Genomic DNA, 17607 nt, shown 5'->3' with positions numbered 1-17607 from the left:
GGAGATAGCGTCATGGCCTTCGAAGCAATGTTCCAGCCGATCCAGATCGGCAAGCTGACCATCCGCAACCGCGTGCTCAGTACCGCGCACGCCGAGGTCTATGCCACCGACGGCGGCATGACCACCGACCGCTACGTGAAGTACTACGAAGAGAAGGCCAAGGGCGGCATCGGCCTGGCCATCTGCGGCGGCTCGTCGGTGGTGGCCATCGACAGCCCGCAGGAGTGGTGGTCGTCGGTCAACCTGGCCACCGACCGCATCATCCCGCACTTCCAGAACCTGGCCGACGCCATGCACAAGCATGGCGCCAAGATCATGATCCAGATTACCCACATGGGCCGCCGCTCGCGCTGGGACGGTTTCAACTGGCCGACCTTGATGTCGCCGTCGGGCATTCGCGAACCGGTGCATCGCGCCACCTGCAAGACCATCGAGGTGGAAGAGATCTGGCGGGTGATCGGCAATTACGCGCAAGCGGCGCGGCGTGCCAAGGAAGGCGGCCTGGACGGCGTCGAGCTGTCGGCGGTGCACCAGCACATGATCGACCAGTTCTGGAGCCCGCGGGTCAACAAGCGGACCGACGAATGGGGCGGCACCTTCGAAGGCCGCATGAAGTTCGGCCTGGAAGTACTGAAGGCCGTGCGCGCCGAGGTCGGTGACGACTTCTGCGTGGGCATGCGCATCTGCGGCGACGAATTCCATCCCGACGGCCTCAGTCACGAGGACATGAAGCAGATCGCCGCCTACTACGACGCCACTGGCATGATCGACTTCATCGGCGTGGTCGGCTCGGGATGCGATACCCACAACACCCTGGCCAACGTCATCCCCAACATGAGCTACCCGCCGGAGCCGTTCCTGCACCTGGCGGCCGGCATCAAGGAAGTGGTCAAGGTCCCGGTGCTGCACGCGCAGAACATCAAGGACCCGAACCAGGCCACGCGCATCCTCGAAGGCGGCTATGTCGACATGGTCGGCATGACCCGCGCGCACATGGCCGACCCGCACCTGATCGCCAAGATCAAGATGGGCCAGATCGACCAGATCAAGCAGTGCGTCGGTGCCAACTACTGCATCGACCGCCAGTACCAGGGCCTGGATGTGCTGTGCATCCAGAACGCCGCGACTTCCCGTGAATACATGGGCGTGCCGCACATCATCGAGAAGAGCACCGGTGCCAAGCGCAAGGTGGTGGTGGTTGGCGCCGGCCCGGCCGGCATGGAAGCGGCCCGGGTGGCGGCCGAGCGTGGCCACGAGGTGACCCTGTTCGAGAAGAAAGAGCAGATCGGCGGGCAGATCACCATCGCCGCCAAGGCGCCGCAGCGTGACCAGATTGCCGGTATCACCCGTTGGTACCAGCTGGAGCTGGCGCGGCTGAAGGTCGACCTGCGCCTGGGCACCGCCGCCGACGTGGCGACCATCCAGGACCTGCGCCCGGACATCATCGTGCTGGCCGTGGGCGGGCATTCGTTCCTCGAGCAGAACGAGCACTGGGGCGCCGCCGAAGGGCTGGTGGTCAGCAGCTGGGACGTGCTCGACGGCAAGGTCGCGCCGGGCAAGAACGTGCTGGTGTACGACACCATCTGCGAGTTCACCGGCATGTCGGTGGCCGACTTCATCGCCGACAAGGGCAGCCAGGTCGAGATCGTCACCGACGACATCAAGCCGGGCGTGGCCATGGGCGGCACCACCTTCCCGACCTACTACCGCAGCATGTACCCCAAGGAAGTGATCATGACCGGCGACATGATGCTGGAGAAGGTCTACCGCGAGGGTGACAAGCTGGTGGCGGTGCTCGAGAACGAGTACACCGGCGCCAAGGAAGAGCGGGTGGTCGACCAGGTGGTGGTGGAGAACGGCGTGCGCCCTGACGAGCAGCTGTACTACGCGCTGAAGGAAGGTTCGCGCAACAAGGGCCAGATCGACGTGGAGGCGCTGTTCGCCATCAAGGCGCAGCCGATCCTCAGCCAGCCGGGCGAAGGCTACCTGCTGTACCGCATCGGCGACTGCGTGGCCCAGCGCAACGTGCATGCGGCGATCTACGACGCCTTGCGCCTGTGCAAGGATTTCTGATCGCACCGCCTCGCTAGAGGCGGGACTGGCCCCCCTGTAGGAGCGGCCTTGTGTCGCGAAAGGGCTGCGCAGCGGCCCCAGCAATTCATAAGCGCTGAGAATGCTGGGGCCGCTTCGGCGACCCTTTCGCGACACAAGGCCGCTCCTACAGGGGTCCGCGCCGCTCTTGGGAGTGGCGCAAGAATCCAGCTGTTGTGGGAGCTTCCCATGTTGAACACCCTTCTACCCATCCTGCTGTTCACCGCCCTTGCGCTGGCGGTGCTTGGCGCCCTGCGCCGGGTGCGCATGTGGCGGCGTGGGCGGCCAAGCAAGGTCGACCTGCTCGGCGGCCTGCTGGCCATGCCGCGGCGCTACCTGGTGGACCTGCACCATGTGGTCGAGCGCGACAAGTACATGTCCAAGACCCACGTGGCCACCGCTGGCGGCTTCGTGTTGTCAGCCGTGCTGGCGATCGTGGTGCACGGCCTGGGCCTGCACAGCAAGATCCTTGGCTATGCCTTGCTGGTCGCCACGCTGATCATGTTCACTGGCGCGTTGTTCGTCTTCAAACGGCGGCTCGACCCTCCTGCGCGCCTGTCCAAGGGCCCGTGGATGCGCTTGCCGAAAAGCCTGCTGATGTTCGCGGCGAGCTTCTTCATCGCCACGCTGCCGGTGGCGGGCATCCTGCCGGCAGGCACCGGCGGTTGGGTATTGGTGGCCGTGCTGGGCGTCGGCGTGCTGTGGGGCGTGTCCGAGCTGTTCTTCGGCATGACCTGGGGTGGGCCGATGAAACACGCCTTTGCCGGCGCCCTGCACCTGGCCTGGCACCGCCGCGCCGAGCGTTTCGGCGGGGGGCGCTCCACCGGCCTCAAGCCGCTGGACCTGGAAGACCCGAACGCTCCGCTGGGCGTGGAAAAACCAGTGGACTTCACCTGGAACCAATTGCTCGGCTTCGATGCCTGCGTGCAGTGCGGCAAGTGCGAGGCCATGTGCCCGGCCTTCGCCGCCGGCCAGCCGCTGAACCCGAAAAAGCTCATCCAGGACATGGTCATCGGCCTGGCGGGTGGCACCGATGCGCAGTTCGCCGGCAGCCCCTACCCTGGCAAGCCGCTCGGCGAACATGGCGGTCACCCGCACCAGCCGATCGTCAATGGCCTGGTCGATGCCGAAACCCTGTGGTCGTGCACCACCTGCCGGGCCTGCGTCGAGGAGTGCCCGATGATGATCGAGCACGTCGATGCCATCGTCGACATGCGCCGTCACCTGACCTTGGAGAAGGGCGCGACGCCGAACAAGGGCGCCGAGGTGCTGGACAACCTGATCGCCACCGACAACCCCGGTGGCTTCGCTCCCGGCGGGCGGATGAACTGGGCGGCGGACCTCAACCTGCAACTGCTGGCGCAGGTGAAAACCACCGAGGTGCTGTTCTGGGTTGGTGACGGCGCCTTCGACATGCGCAACCAGCGCACCCTGCGTTCGTTCGTCAAAGTGCTCAAGGCCTCCGGCGTCGACTTTGCCGTGCTCGGCCTGGAAGAGCGCGACTGCGGCGACGTGGCCCGGCGCCTGGGCGACGAAGCGACCTTCCAGCACCTGGCCAAGCGCAATATCCAGACCCTGGCCCAGTACAAGTTCCAACGCATCGTCACCTGCGACCCGCACAGTTTCCATGTATTGAAGAACGAGTACGGCGCGCTCGGCGGCGAGTACCAGGTGCAGCACCACAGCACCTACATCGCCGAACTGATCGAGGCGAAGAAACTCAACCTCGGCCAGCACAAGGGTGGCAGCGTCACCTACCACGACCCATGCTACCTGGGCCGTTACAACGGCGAGTACGAAGCCCCGCGCGCCGTGCTCAAGGCGCTGGGCATCGAAGTGCGCGAGATGCAGCGCTCGGGATTCCGTTCCCGCTGCTGCGGCGGTGGCGGCGGCGCGCCGATCACCGATATCCCGGGCAAGCAGCGGATCCCGGACATGCGCATGGACGACATCCGCGAGACCGAGGCCGAACTGGTGGCCGTGGGTTGCCCGCAGTGCACCGCGATGCTCGAAGGCGTGGTCGAACCGCGCCCGCAGATCAAGGATCTGGCCGAGCTGGTGGCCGATGTGCTGATCGAAGAGCAAACCCCGTCGGCCGCAAAGTCGCCAACGGTCAAACGTGAACCTGCGGAGGTGCATTGATGAGCGACATCATCCGCCGCGACCCACGCGCCGAGTGGATCGCCCGTAACCGCCTGCATCCGTTGCATGCGGCGATGCAGACGCAACAGACCCGCTGGATGGGCCCCAATGGCCTGATCCGCAAGAACCCCCATGCGCTCGCCGCCGGCTTCATCGGCCCGGCCGGCCTCAAGCGCATCGACCGCAGCGGCGCCCAGCAGGGCACCGGTGTCGGCGGGCGGCGCACGGTGGCGGTCGAAGTGCAGTTGCCGTTGCACCAGGTGCCAGCCCCGGCGTTCTACATCGCCGTGGTGCCGGACATGGTCGGCGGCCGCCTGAGCAGCCACGACCGCGACTTGCTCGGCCTGGCCCATGGCCTGGCCGGCAGCGACGGCGCGGTGCTGGCAGTGGTGTTCGGCGAGCACAAGGAAAACAACTTTTCCACAGCCGGTGTCGACCGCCTGCTGGTCATCGAGGGCGAGGCCTTCGAGGGTTATGCACCGGAGCAGCTGGTGCAGGGCTTGCGTGCTGTGGATAACCAGTTCACCCCACGCCACTGGCTGCTGCCCGACAGCCGCGCCGGTGGCGGCGAGCTGGGCCGGCGCCTCGGCGCGGCCTTGGGCGAACGCCCGGCGACGCGGGTGTGGCAGATCAAGGACGGCCAGTGCATCGGCCGCGCCGGTGCCGGCCAGCAGGACCTGCAACGCGCCGTGCCACGCGTGATCCTGGGCGCGGCGGAATGCGCCGAGCCGGTCAGCGAAACCCGTCACGAAGCGCTGCCGGTGGAGTTGTTCACAGGCGTCGCGCGCAGCCTGTCGCGCATCGAAGACCTCGGCGCGGTGGCCGTGGACCCGGCGACCATCGCCATGGCCGAGGCCGAGTTCATCGTCTCCGGCGGCAACGGCGTCAAGGACTGGGACCTGTATCACAAGGCCACTGCGGCCCTCGGTGCCACCGAAGGGGCCTCGCGGGTGGCGGTGGACGATGGCTTCATGCCGCGCAACCGCCAGGTGGGTGCCACCGGCACCTGGGTCACGGCGCGGGTCTATGTGGCTGTGGGTATCTCCGGCGCCATCCAGCACCTGCAAGGCATCGGCGCCTGCGACAAGGTGGTGGCGATCAACCTGGACCCAGGCTGCGACATGATCAAACGGGCCGACCTGTCGGTGATTGGCGACAGCTCGGCGATTCTCCAGGCACTGATCGAGGCTGTGGACAACTTCCGCAGCGGCGGCCAGCGCGACGCGGCATAGGGGCGTGAGCATGAGTACGAAAGTCATCAGCCTGGTGTCCATAGGCGCCCACCCCAGCTCCGGCCGCGCGCGTCGCGCCGAGCAGGATGCCCGGGCGGTGGAGCTGGGCTTGCAGCTGGCTGGGGATAACTTGCAGGTGGTGCATGCCGGCGATCCGCGTGAGGAGGCGCTGCGGGGTTACCTGGGGATGGGCCTGGCGCACCTGGATGTGCTCGAGCAGCCCGCTGGCGCCGACGTGCTGGGCGTGCTCGGCGACTACCTGCGCGATGCCGGGGCCCAGCTGGTACTGGCCGGCAGCCAGGCCGAAACGGGCGAGGGCTCGGGCATGCTGCCGTTCCTGCTCGCCGAGAAGCTTGGCTGGCCGCTGGTGGTGGGCCTGGCTGAGGTGGAATCCATCGACAATGGCACTGCCCAGGTCTTGCAGGCCTTGCCACGGGGTCAGCGTCGCCGCCTGAAAGTGCGCTTGCCGTTGTTGGCGACTGTGGATAACGCTGCGCCCAAGCCTCGGCAAAGCGCGTTCGGGCCGGCGCGCCGGGGTGTGCTGGCGGCGCGCAACGTGGTGGTGGTGGACGACCCGGTAATGGGCGCGCAGGCCTTGCAGCCGGCGCGGCCCCGGCCCAAGCGGCTGAAGGTGATCAAGGCCAAGAGTGGCGCCGACCGCATGAAGGCGGCGACGGCTAAGGCCAGTGGCGGCGGTGGCAAGGTGCTCAAGGATGTTTCGCCACAGGAAGGTGCCGAGGCGATCCTCAAGCTGCTGGTGGAGGAGGGGGTGCTGCGCTGAGCGGTTTTGCCCATAAACTGTTGGCCGATCTGTGGATAAAGTGTTTGCCTGTTGCTGTAGGCCTTTATTTTCGCGGCCTGCAAAGGGTTGACCAATTTTTGTTCAATACTAGCCACGGCACTCTCCGTGGCTTTTTTATTTGGCCTGGTGACTGGGGGCTGACATTACTCACAATCGCTGTTGGTCGCTCTGTGGATAATATGTTGGGTTAGTTCTGTATGCCGCGATTTTACTGGGCTGTGTCGTATTGATCAAAAAACGATCAATCGCTCTTCGTTTTGCCGAAAGTTAAAGGTTTACGGGTGGTTAAGGGCTTATCCACAGATTTTTGGCGAGTCCAGGCTATTCGTTCACAAAGTCTGTTGGCGACCCTGTGGAAAAGGTGTTCGGCTACCCCTGCAGGCCTTTAAATCAGAGGGCTGTACCATTTTGATCAATATTTGATCAATCACCCTGGGCGACAGTTTCCACAATTGCTGTTGGCGGACCTGTGGATAAAGTGTTTGTGCATGGCGCGCGGCCTTGCGGCTTGCGGGCTACACGGGTTTGATCGTTTTTTGATCAAAGCCACATGGCATCCCAGTGGGGGTATTGGCGCAGGGTGGTGACGAGCCCGGTGCGTAGTGGGTTGGCGACGATGTAGCGGGCGGTGGCGCGCAGGTCTTGTTCCTTGCGCAGGGCATGGTCGTGGAAGTTCTTTTGCCACAGGCGGCCTTGGCGGGAGGCTATGCGGTTTATTCGCTGCGTGCTTCTGGATTTGACCTTGCGCATAAGCTCGGAAAGGTCGGTGTCTCGCAGTTCGATCAACCAGTGGAAGTGATCAGGCATCACAACCCAGCAAAGGCTATGCGCCCATTGTTGCTCGTGGGCGAGGCGCAGTTCGGTGATGAGTGCGCGGGCGAGGCGCAGCTCCAGAAAAATGGGTTGTCTGTGCAGTACCACGCTGGTGACGATGTAGCGACGTCCGGTTTCGGAGTAGCGTCCGGTACGCAGCCGGTGAGCATGTGCGATGCGCATGGTGGACCTCCCTGGTACCAGGGCAAGTCTAGGTGGCGAGCACATTTAGGCGTGGGTGCTATCGAGGCAGGATGTAACAACAGCGAACGTTCGCCGGCAAGCCGGCTCCTACGGGCAATGCGCAAATCCGTAGGAGCCGGCTTGCCGGCGAACCAATCCAACAGGAGGCAGGAGGTTCGCCAGCAAGCTGGCTCCTAAGGGATTGGGAGTGTTCGCAGATTACTGCGCCTTGATCTCCTTGAGATAAGCTGCTGGCTCCGCGCCGAGGTTGTTCAGCAACCGCTGGCTGTACCAATCGATGAAATTCACCACGCCGAACTCGTAGGTCTTCGAATAGGGCCCAGGCTGGTACGCCGTGGAGTTGATCCCGCGCTGGTTCTCCTCGGCCAGGCGACGGTCCTGGTCGTTGGTGGCGTCCCACACCTTGCGCATGTCCTCAGGGTTGTAGTCCACCCCCTCCACCGCGTCCTTGTGCACCAGCCACTTGGTGGTGACCATGGTCTCCTGCGCACTGATCGGCCACACGGTGAACACGATCATATGGTCACCCATGCAGTGGTTCCACGAATGCGGCAGGTGCAGGATGCGCATCGAGCCCAGGTCCGGGTTCTTGATCCGGCCCATCAGCTTCTTGCACGCCACCTTGCCGTCCATGGTCATCGACACGGTGCCCTTGAGCAGCGGCATGCGCACGATGCGGTTACGCAGGCCATGGCTCTTGTGCAGGTAGGGAATCTTCTCGGCTTCCCAGGCTGCGGCCGAGGCGGCGACGTGGTCCTTGAATTCCTGGCTGGCGCGCGGGTCGTTGGTGTCGTCCCATTCCAGCAAGGTCTTGAGCAATTCCGGGTGCGAGCCGTTGCAGTGGTAGCACTCGCGGTTGTTTTCCAGTACCAGTTTCCAGTTGGCCTTTTCCATCAAGGTGGTCTGCACCGCCACCTTGGTGTTCTCCATGTCGTACGGCTCCATGTAGTGGTCCAGGGTGGCGAGGAACTCGTCGATGGCCGGCGGGTTCTCGGCCAGGCTGATGAAGATGTAGCCACCGGCCACCTTCACGTTCACCGGCTTCAAGCCGTACTGGTTCATGTCGAAGTCGACGCCCATCTCGGTGCCGGCGAACAGCAGGCGGCCGTCGAGCTCGTAGGTCCACTGGTGGTAAGGGCAGACCAGCTTGGCCACCTTGCCTTTCTCGCTGACGCACAACCGCGAACCGCGGTGGCGGCAGACGTTGTGGAAGGCGTGCACCTTGCCTTCGGCGCCGCGAATGACGATGACCGGGTTCTTGCCGATCTGCAGGGTGATGTAGTTGCCCTTGGCCGGGATCTCGCTCACCAGGCCAGCGATCAGCCACTCTTTATGGAAGATCTCCTGCATGTCGATCTGGAACAGGCGCTCGTCGCAATAGAACGGCTGCGGCAGCGAGTAGGTGCGCTCGCGGGTCTGCAGCATCTCGGCGGTGGCCTTGCGTGCAGGTTCCAGTGGATCGCCCAGGCTCAGGGTTGCGGTGACGTCCATCGTGTGGTCCTCGGGGCCGCGTGCGGCCAGCAAAAGGTGGCTAATCGTTGTTGTTGTGCCGCAAGGCTACCTGCTGTGGAAAACAGCAGTTGGTTTTGCCGAGGAGTGTGCGTTCGGGCACTGAAACGACCATGTCCATGGGCGACATGGCCGAATCGAATTCCGACGCGCCAGCCCCTGTAGCGCGGGGCTGGTCGCGATAAGCACGCCGATGTCGCGGATGGGAATGTACGGCGGCGGCGGGATGCGCATTATCGGAGCCATAAGAAAGGCCGACAGTCGGCTGCTGGAGATGAACATGTCCGATACCTTCCTCAATCCGGTCACCACCCAGACCTGGGCCAATGGCCGCCATATCGTGCGCTGCGTCAAGGTCATCCAGGAGACCTGGGACGTGCGCACCTTCTGCTTCATGGCCGACCAGCCGATCATGTTCTTCTTCAAGCCCGGGCAGTTCGTCACCCTGGAGCTGGAGATCGAAGGCAAGCCGGTAATGCGTTCGTACACCATCTCCAGTTCGCCGTCGGTGCCCTACAGCTTCTCGATCACGGTCAAGCGGGTGCCGGGCGGGCTGGTGTCGAACTTCCTCCACGACACCATGCACGAAGGCGCCGAGCTGCCGGTGCACGGGCCGGTGGGGCTGTTCAACGCCATCGATTTCCCGGCGGGCAAGGTGCTGTACCTGTCCGGTGGCGTCGGCATCACCCCGGTGATGTCCATGGCGCGCTGGTTCTACGACACCAACGCCAATGTCGACATGGTGTTCGTGCACAGCGCGCGCTCGCCGAAAGACATCATCTTCCACCGCGAGCTGGAGCAGATGGCCTCGCGCATCCCCAACTTCAGCCTGCACATCGTCTGCGAGAAGCACGGCCTGGGCGAGCCTTGGGCGGGCTATCGCGGTTACCTCAACCAGCGCCTGATGGAGCTGATCGCACCAGACTACATGGAGCGGGTGATCTTCTGCTGTGGCCCGACGCCCTACATGAACGCGGTCAAGCGCATGCTCGAGGCGGTCGGCTTCGACATGAAGAACTACCACGAGGAGTCGTTCGGCGCGACGCCGCCGGAGGCCAAGGCCGATGCGGTGGAGCACGCCGAAGCGGCGGCCGATGCGCCGGAACTGGACGTGGCCGACCTCAACCTGGTGGAGTTCGTCGGCAGCGACAAGAGCATTCGCGTGGGCCCGGGCGAGACCGTGCATGCGGCGGCGGCCAAGGTCGGGCTGATGATCCCCAAGGCCTGCGGCATGGGCATCTGCGGCACCTGCAAGGTGCTCAAGCTCGGCGGCGAGGTGGCGATGGAGCACAACGGCGGGATTACCGAGGAGGATGAGGCCGAGGGCTACATCCTGTCGTGCTGCAGCGTGCCGAAGGGGGATGTGCGGATCGAGTATTGATCCGAGCGTGTCGGGGGCCGCTTTGCGGCCCATCGCGACACAAGGCCGCTCCTACCGGGATACGCGTTCCCTTGTAGGAGCGGCCTTTAGCCGCGGTGGGCCGCAAGGCGGCCCCAGCATTTTCAGGTGCGAAAGCGCGACACCAGGCCGCTGAGGTCAACCGCCAGGCGCGACAGCTCGGCGCTCGCGGCGCTGGTCTGGTGCGCACCGGTGGCGCTCTGCACCGACAGGTCGTTGATGTTCACCAGGTTGCGGTCCACCTCGCGGGCCACCTGGGCCTGCTCCTCGGCGGCGCTGGCGATCACCAGGTTGCGCTCGTTGATCTGCGCTACCGCGCCGGCGATGGTGTCCAGCGCCAGGCCCGCGCCCCGGGCGATGTTCAGGGTCGATTCGGCGCGTTCGGTGCTGGTACGCATCGAATCCACGGCCTGCTCGGTGCCACCCTGGATGCTGCCGATCATCCGCTCGATCTCGCTGGTGGACTGCTGGGTGCGGTGGGCCAGGGCGCGCACCTCGTCGGCGACCACGGCGAAGCCACGGCCGGCTTCACCGGCGCGGGCGGCCTCGATCGCGGCGTTGAGCGCCAGCAGGTTGGTCTGGTCGGCCAGGCCACGGATCACATCGAGCACCTTGCCAATGTCACGGGACTGCTCGGCCAACTGGCTGATCAGCTTGGCGGTGGCCTGCACGTCGCCGCTCATGCGCTCGATGGCGCCCACGGTCTCCATCACCAGGTCGCGGCCATCGCCGGCCGAGCGGCTGGCCTCGCCGGAGGCCTCGGAGGTGCTCACGGCATTGCGCGCCACTTCTTCCACGGCACTGGTCATCTCGGTGACGGCGGTGGCGGCCTGCTCGATCTCGTTGTTCTGCTGCTGCAGGCCACGGGCGCTTTCGTCGGTGACGCTGTTCAGCTCCTCGGCGGCGGAGGCCAGCTGGGTGGCGGAGCCGGCGATCAACTGCAGGGTGTCGCGCAGCTTGTCCTGCATCTTGGCCATGGCCTGCAGCAGGCGCGCGGCTTCGTCGGTGCCATCGGGGCGAATGGTATGGGTGAGGTCGCCTTCGGCGATCTGCTCGGCGGCCTTGAGCGCTTCCTCGATGGGCTTGACGATGCTGCGGGTCAGCAGGAAGGCGAACAGCAGGGTCAGCACGGTGGCGGCGATCAGCAGGCCGATCACCAGGGCGAAGGCGCCGGCGTACTGGCTGGCGGCGGCGGCGTTGGTGTCGGCGGTCTGGTCGGTGTTGATGCGCACCAGGGTGTCCATCACCTTGTTGATCTGCTCGGAGTTGGCCAGCAGGTCGCTGTTGAGCAGGTCACGCAGGGCGTCCAGGTCGCCGGCCTGGCTCAGGCTGCGCATGCGTGCCTCGAGCTGGCGGTATTGATTGAGCAACTGGCCGTACTGGTCGAACGCGGCCTTCTCGTCGGCGGCGGTGACCAGCGGCTCGTAGACCCGACGGGCCTTGTCGATCTGCGCGTTGCGCTCGTCGAGCAGGCGCAGGGTCTCCTGCTGGGTGGCCGGCTCGCGGTTGAGCAGCAGGCGGTAGGAGAGGGTGCGCAGGCGCAGGTTCAGCGCGGTCAGTTCGTCGAGGGTCTTGATGCTGGGCACGCTGACTTGCTCGATGGTCACGCCAGCCTGGCGGATGTTGCCCATCTGGATCAGCGAGAAGATACCCAGGCCGAGCATCAGCACGCCGATCACGGCGAAACCGAGCAACGCGCGGGGCGCGATATTCATATTGCGTAGGGACATGGAGGCGGTTTCCAAGGCAGATGAGGTGCCGCGATCCATGCGACTAAGAGTGACCTGCCGAGCTATCGGTCGTGACCGCCGAGTCTTGAGGCCGAAATGATGAAACTGTGAGCCAGCTATCTATTTTCCTGACCAGCGGTTGATCCAGGTCGGAACAAGGTGGGGGTTGGCCTGTCAACCTGACCGGGTAAACACTTCCTGAATCCTATATTTAATGGCGGGGGCGCAGGTTTTTCCTTATCGTGTGCGCCCTCTGCAACAACCCGAGATAGACGCATGTTGGAAACTTCCCTGAATCAACTCGAGCAACTGGTCAGCGACCTGATGCATAAAAACGCCCAGCTGAGCGAACAGAACACCAGCCTCAGCCAGGAATTGGCCCAAGCCAAGGAAGAGAACGACAGCCTGCAGTTGTCCCTGATGGAACAGGAAGAGAAGCACGGCGCCACCGCCGCCCGCATCCAGGCCCTGGTCGAGCGCGCCAGCGCGGGTGTCGTGAACGCATGAGACTGCAAGCGCAGCCGGTCAACGTCGTGTCGATCCTGGGCAACGACTATTCGCTCAAGGCGCCTGAAGGCCAGGAGGAAACCCTCTCCCAGGCCGTGCGTATGCTCAACGTCGCCCTGGCCGAAACCAAGCGCAACTACCCGACCCTGATCGGCGACAAGCTGCTGGTGCTGGCGGCCCTGAACCTGTGCTCCAAGCAGATCGAGCTGCAACGCGAGCACGCCCAGACCCTCGAGCGCACCCAGGCGCAGATCGACGCCACGGTCGATGCCATCAGCAAGGCCGTCTCCGACGTCTGACGCGCCTGCGCGCGGCTAAACCGTAGGAGCCTTGCTGGCGAACCAGGCGCCGCGGTGGATGGCACCGGCTGTGCCGGTGTTCGCCGGCAAGCCGGCTCCTACGCTGTTTTCGGCCTGCCTGCTGGAGCGTTGGGCGCGCCAAGCCTTGTCGCGGGTCACTGGAATAACTGGATACTTAAGTGTATACACTTCCCGAAAAACAATAATTATCGGGGAGCAAGGGCATGCGTATCTGGCGGCGAAGCATCCAGTGGCAATTGATCGCGAGCATGGGCGCCGCCCTGCTGGCGAGCATCCTGGTGGTGGTGGTGATCTATACGGTGGCGCTCAACCGCCTCACCGAGCGCTACCTGCTCGACACGGCGCTACCGGCCAGCATCGAAGCCATACGCAACGATATCGAACGCATGCTCGGGCAACCCTTGGTGGCTGCGGCGGACATCGCCGGCAACACCCTGTTGCGCGACTGGCTGGCCGCAGGCGAAGCCCCCGCCGAACTGCCGCGCTTCATCGAATACCTCGACACCGCCAAGCAGCGTAATGGCGCCTTCACCACCCTGTTCGTCTCCACCGGCAGCGGCCACTACTACAACGAGAAAGGCCTGGATCGCACCCTCAGCCGCGCCAACCCCAAGGACCAGTGGTTCTACGGCTACATCGACAGCGGCGCCGAGCGCCTGATCAACATCGATATCGACGGCGCTACCGGTGAGCTGGCGCTGTTCATCGACTATCGCGTGGAAAAGGCCGGCCAGTTGGTGGGCGTGGCCGGCATGGGCCTGCGCATGACCGAGCTGTCGAAACTGATCCACGACTTCAGTTTCGGCGCGCACGGCAAGGTGTTCCTGGTACGCAACGATGGCTTGATCCAGGTCCATCCCGACCAGCAGTACAGCGGCAAGCGGCAACTGGCCGAACAGTTGGACGCCGCGGCGGCAAAGGCCGTGCTGACCGCAGGTGAAGGCCTGCGCAGCAGCCGTTTCCAGCGTGATGGCGAGGACTACCTGGCCCTGGGCTTGCCCTTGCGCGACCTCAACTGGACCCTGGTGGCTGAGGTCCCCGAGGCCGAAATCTATGCCCAGGCGCGCCAGGCGATCTGGCAGACCTGCCTGATCGGCGGCGCGGTGGCGCTGCTTTCGCTGTTGCTGGTGGTGCTGCTGGCCCGTGGCCTGGTGCGGCCGATCCGCCAGGTCACCGCGGCGCTGGTGCAGATCGGCAGTGGCGCGGGCGACCTCAGCCATCGCCTGGACGATGCGCGCCAGGACGAGCTGGGTGACCTGGCGCGTGGCTTCAACCGCTTCCTCGACAGCCAGCGCGCGCTGATCGGCGAGGTGCTGCGCACCACCGAGCGCCTGCACCTGGCGGTGGAACAGGTGACCCAGGTGGTGGACAACACCGCCGAGCGCTCGGGCCGCCAGCAGGAAATGACCGAGATGGTCGCCACCGCCGTGCATGAAATGGGTCTGACCGTGCAGGACATCGCCCGCAACGCCGGCTCCGCCGCCCACGCTTCGCAGGCGGCGCGCGACGAGGCGTTGCAGGCGCGGGAGGTGGTGCGGCGCTCGGTCGACAATATCGAAGGCATGTCCGGGGAAATCGGCCGCGCCGCCGAGGCAGTCGCGCAACTGGCCGACGAAGTCGCCTCGATCGATGAGGTGCTGGCGGTGATCCGCAGCATTTCCGAACAAACCAACCTGCTGGCGCTCAATGCCGCCATCGAGGCCGCTCGGGCCGGCGAGATGGGGCGTGGTTTCGCCGTGGTCGCCGATGAGGTGCGCACCCTGGCGCGGCGTACCCAGCTTTCCACCGACGAAGTGCAGCAGATGATCCAGCGCCTCAAGCACGGTGCAGGCACAGCGGTGGCATCGATGCAGGCCGGGCGCGAGGCGACTGGCAACGGGGTCGAGTCGAGCCAGCGCACCGGGGCTTCGCTGGGGGCGATCACCGACCAGGTCGAGCGCATCAGCGGCATGAACGAGCAGGTGGCCACGGCGACCGAGGAGCAGTCGGCGGTGACCGAGGAGATCAACCGCAACGTGCAAGGGATTTCCGACCTGGCGCGGCTGACGGCCAGCGAAGTGCAGGGGTGTCGAGAGCAATGCCAGGCATTGCGTGGCCTGGCCGATGACCTGGCGCGGCAGATGGGTGGGTTCAGGCTTTAGGCCGCTGGGGCCGCGTTGCGGCCCTTTCGCGACACAAGGCCGCTCCTGCAGGGCGCGGTGTGTTTGTGTAGGAGCAGCCTTGTGTCGCGAAAGGAGGGCGAAGCCCTCCCGGCATTGGATCAGGCGCCGAAGATGGTGCGGATATCCGCCGCCAGCTCACGCACCCGGGCTTCCTGGGTATCCCACGAACACATGAACCGCGCCCCACCGCTGCCAATGAAGGTGTAGAAACGCCACCCCTTGTTGCGCAGTACTTCCAGCGCATGCTCCGGCATCTGCAGGAACACCCCGTTGGCCTCGACCGGGAACATCAGCTCCACCTCCGGTAAATCACTCACCAGCGACGCCAGCAACTGCGCGCAGTGGTTGGCGTGCTGGCCATGGCGCAGCCAGGCGCCGTCTTCCAGCAGCCCGACCCATGGTGCCGACAAAAAGCGCATCTTCGACGCCAGTTGCCCGGCCTGCTTGCAGCGGTAGTCGAAGTCCTCGGCCAGGTCGCGGTTGAAGAACAGGATCGCCTCGCCCACCGCCATGCCGTTCTTGGTGCCGCCGAAGCACAGCACGTCGACGCCGGCCTTCCAGGTCAGCTCGGCCGGCGAACAGCCGAGGAACGCGCAGGCGTTGCTGAAGCGCGCGCCGTCCATGTGCAGGTTCAGGCCCAGTTCCTTGCAGGTGGCGCTGATCGCCTTGAGCTCGTCGGGGCGATACACGCTGCCCACTTCAGTGGCTTGGGTGAGGGTGACCACGCGTGGCTTGGGGTAGTGGATGTCCTGGCGCTTGAGCGCCACTTCGCGGATCGATTGCGGCGTCAGCTTGCCGTTGACGCTGGGCGCGGTGAGCAGTTTGGAGCCGTTGGAGAAGAACTCCGGCGCGCCGCATTCGTCGGTCTCGACGTGGGCGGTCTCGGAGCAGATCACGCTATGGTAGCTCTGGCACAGCGAGGCCAGGGCCAGGGAGTTGGCGGCGGTGCCGTTGAAGGCGAAGAACACCTCGCAGTCGGTCTCGAACAGCTTGCGGAAGTACTCGGCGGCGCGCTCGGTCCACTGGTCGTCGCCGTAGGCGCGTTCGTGGCCCTGGTTGGCCTTTTCCATGGCGGCCCAGGCTTCGGGGCAGATGCCGGAGTAGTTGTCGCTGGCGAATTGTTGATTGTTGTCGGTCATGACGCCTGTCCTTTTGTACGACGCAGGCACGCACTCTAAACCATCGATTCAGCGGTTGCCTATACAGGTCACGACGCTTACCGGTAGGCGCCAGCCTTGCTCTGGCAGGCACATCGGTGCGCCAGCAAGGCTGGCGCCTGCAGGTCTATGCGACGCTTGCAGGCCAATGTCGTAAACGCGCCATTGCAAGGCGCGCGCAGGCATCTGTGCCCCCCGGCCCGGTCATACCATCGGCGCAAAGGGTGAGAAGACCCTCACTAGACAAGAAACGATCGCTGCCGGGAGATACACGATGTTCAGCAAGCAAGACCAGATCCAGGGTTACGACGACGCACTGCTGGCGGCGATGAATGCCGAAGAACAACGTCAGGAAGATCACATCGAGCTGATCGCTTCGGAGAACTACACCAGCAAGCGCGTGATGCAGGCCCAAGGCAGCGGCCTGACCAACAAGTACGCCGAGGGCTACCCGGGCAAGCGCTACTACGGCGGCTGCGAGCACGTCGACAAGGTCGAGGCGCTGGCCATCGAGCGCGCCAAGCAGCTGTTCGGCGCCGACTATGCCAACGTCCAGCCGCACTCCGGCTCCTCGGCCAACGGCGCCGTGTACCTGGCCTTGCTGCAAGCCGGCGACACCATCCTGGGCATGAGCCTGGCCCACGGCGGCCACCTGACCCACGGCGCCAAGGTGTCGTCCTCGGGCAAGCTGTACAACGCCGTTCAATACGGTATCGACACCAATACCGGCCTGATCGACTACGACGAAGTCGAGCGCCTGGCCGTCGAGCACAAGCCGAAGATGATCGTCGCCGGTTTCTCGGCCTACTCGAAAACCCTCGATTTCCCACGTTTTCGCCAGATCGCCGACAAGGTCGGTGCGCTGCTGTTCGTCGACATGGCCCACGTTGCCGGCCTGGTTGCCGCTGGCCTGTACCCCAATCCGATTCCATTCGCCGACGTGGTCACCACCACCACCCACAAGACCCTGCGCGGTCCACGTGGCGGCCTGATCCTGGCCAAGGCCAACGAAGAGATCGAGAAGAAGCTCAACGCCGCGGTGTTCCCTGGCGCCCAGGGCGGCCCGTTGATGCACGTGATCGCTGCCAAGGCGGTGTGCTTCAAGGAAGCGCTGGAGCCTGAGTTCAAGAGCTACCAGAAACAAGTCATCGAAAACGCCCAGGCCATGGCCCAGGTGTTCATCGAACGCGGTTACGACGTGGTTTCCGGCGGCACCGACAACCACCTGTTCCTGGTCAGCCTGATCCGCCAGGGCCTGACCGGCAAGGACGCCGACGCCGCCCTGGGCCGCGCCCATATCACCGTCAACAAGAACGCCGTGCCCAACGACCCGCAGTCGCCGTTCGTCACCTCGGGCCTGCGCATCGGCACCCCAGCCGTCACCACCCGTGGCTTCAAGGTCGCCCAATGCGTGGCGCTGGCCGGCTGGATCTGCGATGTACTGGACAACCTGGGCGACGCCGATGTCGAGGCCGATGTGGCCAAGAACGTCGCCGCGCTGTGCGCCGACTTCCCGGTCTACCGCTGAGTGGAGCAGAA

13 protein-coding genes are annotated in these 17607 nt (G+C 64.8%); 9 read left to right on the top strand and 4 right to left on the bottom strand.

What is annotated here, in order from left to right; genetic code table 11:
* Positions 1-12 precede the first annotated feature (12 nt).
* The 4 genes from dgcA to NJG22_RS05825 all read left to right on the top strand — a co-directional run bounded on the left by dgcA (position 13) and on the right by NJG22_RS05825 (position 6246).
* Positions 13-2073 (top strand): dimethylglycine demethylation protein DgcA, encoded by a 2061-nt coding sequence (gene dgcA / locus NJG22_RS05840; protein WP_253093196.1) that lies wholly within the window; start codon positions 13-15, stop codon positions 2071-2073.
* Between the two features lie 207 nt (positions 2074-2280).
* Positions 2281-4233, top strand: coding sequence for a dimethylglycine demethylation protein DgcB (gene dgcB / locus NJG22_RS05835; protein WP_253093195.1), 1953 nt, complete (start codon positions 2281-2283; stop codon positions 4231-4233).
* Positions 4233-5465 (top strand): electron transfer flavoprotein subunit alpha/FixB family protein, encoded by a 1233-nt coding sequence (locus NJG22_RS05830; RefSeq protein ID WP_253093194.1) that lies wholly within the window; start codon positions 4233-4235, stop codon positions 5463-5465. The genes dgcB and NJG22_RS05830 overlap by 1 nt, the downstream gene beginning before the upstream one ends.
* A 10-nt stretch (positions 5466-5475) precedes the next feature.
* Positions 5476-6246, top strand: coding sequence for an electron transfer flavoprotein subunit beta (locus NJG22_RS05825; RefSeq protein ID WP_253093193.1), 771 nt, complete (start codon positions 5476-5478; stop codon positions 6244-6246).
* A gap of 561 nt (positions 6247-6807) precedes the next feature.
* Here the strand turns inward: NJG22_RS05825 and NJG22_RS05820 are convergent.
* Positions 6808-7263 (bottom strand): transposase, encoded by a 456-nt coding sequence (locus NJG22_RS05820; protein ID WP_253093192.1) that lies wholly within the window; start codon positions 7261-7263, stop codon positions 6808-6810.
* A gap of 219 nt (positions 7264-7482) precedes the next feature.
* Positions 7483-8775, bottom strand: a complete 1293-nt coding sequence (gene gbcA / locus NJG22_RS05815) for a glycine-betaine demethylase subunit GbcA (RefSeq protein WP_253093191.1) — start codon at positions 8773-8775, stop codon at positions 7483-7485.
* A gap of 298 nt (positions 8776-9073) precedes the next feature.
* On the opposite strand from gbcA, the gene gbcB reads away from it, so the two are divergent.
* The gene (gene gbcB / locus NJG22_RS05810; RefSeq protein WP_253093190.1) at positions 9074-10174 is read left to right on the top strand and encodes a glycine-betaine demethylase subunit GbcB; all 1101 of its coding nucleotides are present in this window, start codon (positions 9074-9076) and stop codon (positions 10172-10174) included.
* Between the two features lie 122 nt (positions 10175-10296).
* Here gbcB and NJG22_RS05805 read toward each other — a convergent pair whose 3' ends face one another.
* Entirely contained in the window at positions 10297-11922 is a 1626-nt protein-coding gene (locus NJG22_RS05805) for a methyl-accepting chemotaxis protein (RefSeq protein ID WP_253093189.1), read from the bottom strand.
* Positions 11923-12198: 276 nt separating this feature from the next.
* Here NJG22_RS05805 and NJG22_RS05800 point away from each other — a divergent pair, with 276 nt between their 5' ends.
* The 3 genes from NJG22_RS05800 to NJG22_RS05790 all read left to right on the top strand — a co-directional run bounded on the left by NJG22_RS05800 (position 12199) and on the right by NJG22_RS05790 (position 14890).
* Positions 12199-12429 carry a hypothetical protein gene (locus tag NJG22_RS05800; protein ID WP_134689888.1) on the top strand — a complete coding sequence of 77 codons (231 nt, stop codon included), beginning with the start codon at positions 12199-12201 and terminating at the stop codon, positions 12427-12429.
* Positions 12426-12728 carry a cell division protein ZapA gene (locus NJG22_RS05795; protein WP_134689887.1) on the top strand — a complete coding sequence of 101 codons (303 nt, stop codon included), beginning with the start codon at positions 12426-12428 and terminating at the stop codon, positions 12726-12728. Before NJG22_RS05800 ends, NJG22_RS05795 begins: the two co-directional genes overlap by 4 nt.
* Before the next feature lie 224 nt (positions 12729-12952).
* Positions 12953-14890, top strand: coding sequence for a methyl-accepting chemotaxis protein (locus NJG22_RS05790; RefSeq protein WP_253093188.1), 1938 nt, complete (start codon positions 12953-12955; stop codon positions 14888-14890).
* Positions 14891-15009: 119 nt separating this feature from the next.
* Here the strand turns inward: NJG22_RS05790 and NJG22_RS05785 are convergent, their stop codons facing one another.
* A complete protein-coding gene (locus NJG22_RS05785) occupies positions 15010-16050 on the bottom strand; it encodes a low specificity L-threonine aldolase (RefSeq protein WP_253093187.1) in 1041 nt (346 codons plus the stop codon).
* A 292-nt stretch (positions 16051-16342) separates the two neighbouring features.
* Between NJG22_RS05785 and NJG22_RS05780 the strand changes: the two genes are divergently transcribed.
* Positions 16343-17596 carry a serine hydroxymethyltransferase gene (locus NJG22_RS05780; protein WP_253093186.1) on the top strand — a complete coding sequence of 418 codons (1254 nt, stop codon included), beginning with the start codon at positions 16343-16345 and terminating at the stop codon, positions 17594-17596.
* Positions 17597-17607 lie beyond the last annotated feature (11 nt).

This window comes from Pseudomonas sp. VA159-2, assembly GCF_024126635.1.
GTDB classification, from domain to species: Bacteria; Pseudomonadota; Gammaproteobacteria; order Pseudomonadales; family Pseudomonadaceae; genus Aquipseudomonas; species Aquipseudomonas muyukensis.
Note: the sequence above shows the minus strand (reverse complement) of the source record. Positions and strands in the feature narration are given on the sequence as shown.

Excerpts from the sequence above, each read along its gene's own strand:
- NJG22_RS05830 (WP_253093194.1), top strand. The coding sequence starts at position 4,233 with ATGAGCGACATCATCCGCCGCGACCCACGCGCCGAGTGGATCGCCCGT.
- NJG22_RS05820 (WP_253093192.1), bottom strand. The coding sequence starts at position 7,263 with ATGCGCATCGCACATGCTCACCGGCTGCGTACCGGACGCTACTCCGAA.
- NJG22_RS05795 (WP_134689887.1), top strand. The coding sequence starts at position 12,426 with ATGAGACTGCAAGCGCAGCCGGTCAACGTCGTGTCGATCCTGGGCAAC.
- dgcB (WP_253093195.1), top strand. The coding sequence starts at position 2,281 with ATGTTGAACACCCTTCTACCCATCCTGCTGTTCACCGCCCTTGCGCTG.
- NJG22_RS05805 (WP_253093189.1), bottom strand. The coding sequence starts at position 11,922 with ATGTCCCTACGCAATATGAATATCGCGCCCCGCGCGTTGCTCGGTTTC.
- NJG22_RS05825 (WP_253093193.1), top strand. The coding sequence starts at position 5,476 with ATGAGTACGAAAGTCATCAGCCTGGTGTCCATAGGCGCCCACCCCAGC.
- NJG22_RS05790 (WP_253093188.1), top strand. The coding sequence starts at position 12,953 with ATGCGTATCTGGCGGCGAAGCATCCAGTGGCAATTGATCGCGAGCATG.
- dgcA (WP_253093196.1), top strand. The coding sequence starts at position 13 with ATGGCCTTCGAAGCAATGTTCCAGCCGATCCAGATCGGCAAGCTGACC.
- gbcB (WP_253093190.1), top strand. The coding sequence starts at position 9,074 with ATGTCCGATACCTTCCTCAATCCGGTCACCACCCAGACCTGGGCCAAT.
- gbcA (WP_253093191.1), bottom strand. The coding sequence starts at position 8,775 with ATGGACGTCACCGCAACCCTGAGCCTGGGCGATCCACTGGAACCTGCA.
- NJG22_RS05785 (WP_253093187.1), bottom strand. The coding sequence starts at position 16,050 with ATGACCGACAACAATCAACAATTCGCCAGCGACAACTACTCCGGCATC.
- NJG22_RS05800 (WP_134689888.1), top strand. The coding sequence starts at position 12,199 with ATGTTGGAAACTTCCCTGAATCAACTCGAGCAACTGGTCAGCGACCTG.
- NJG22_RS05780 (WP_253093186.1), top strand. The coding sequence starts at position 16,343 with ATGTTCAGCAAGCAAGACCAGATCCAGGGTTACGACGACGCACTGCTG.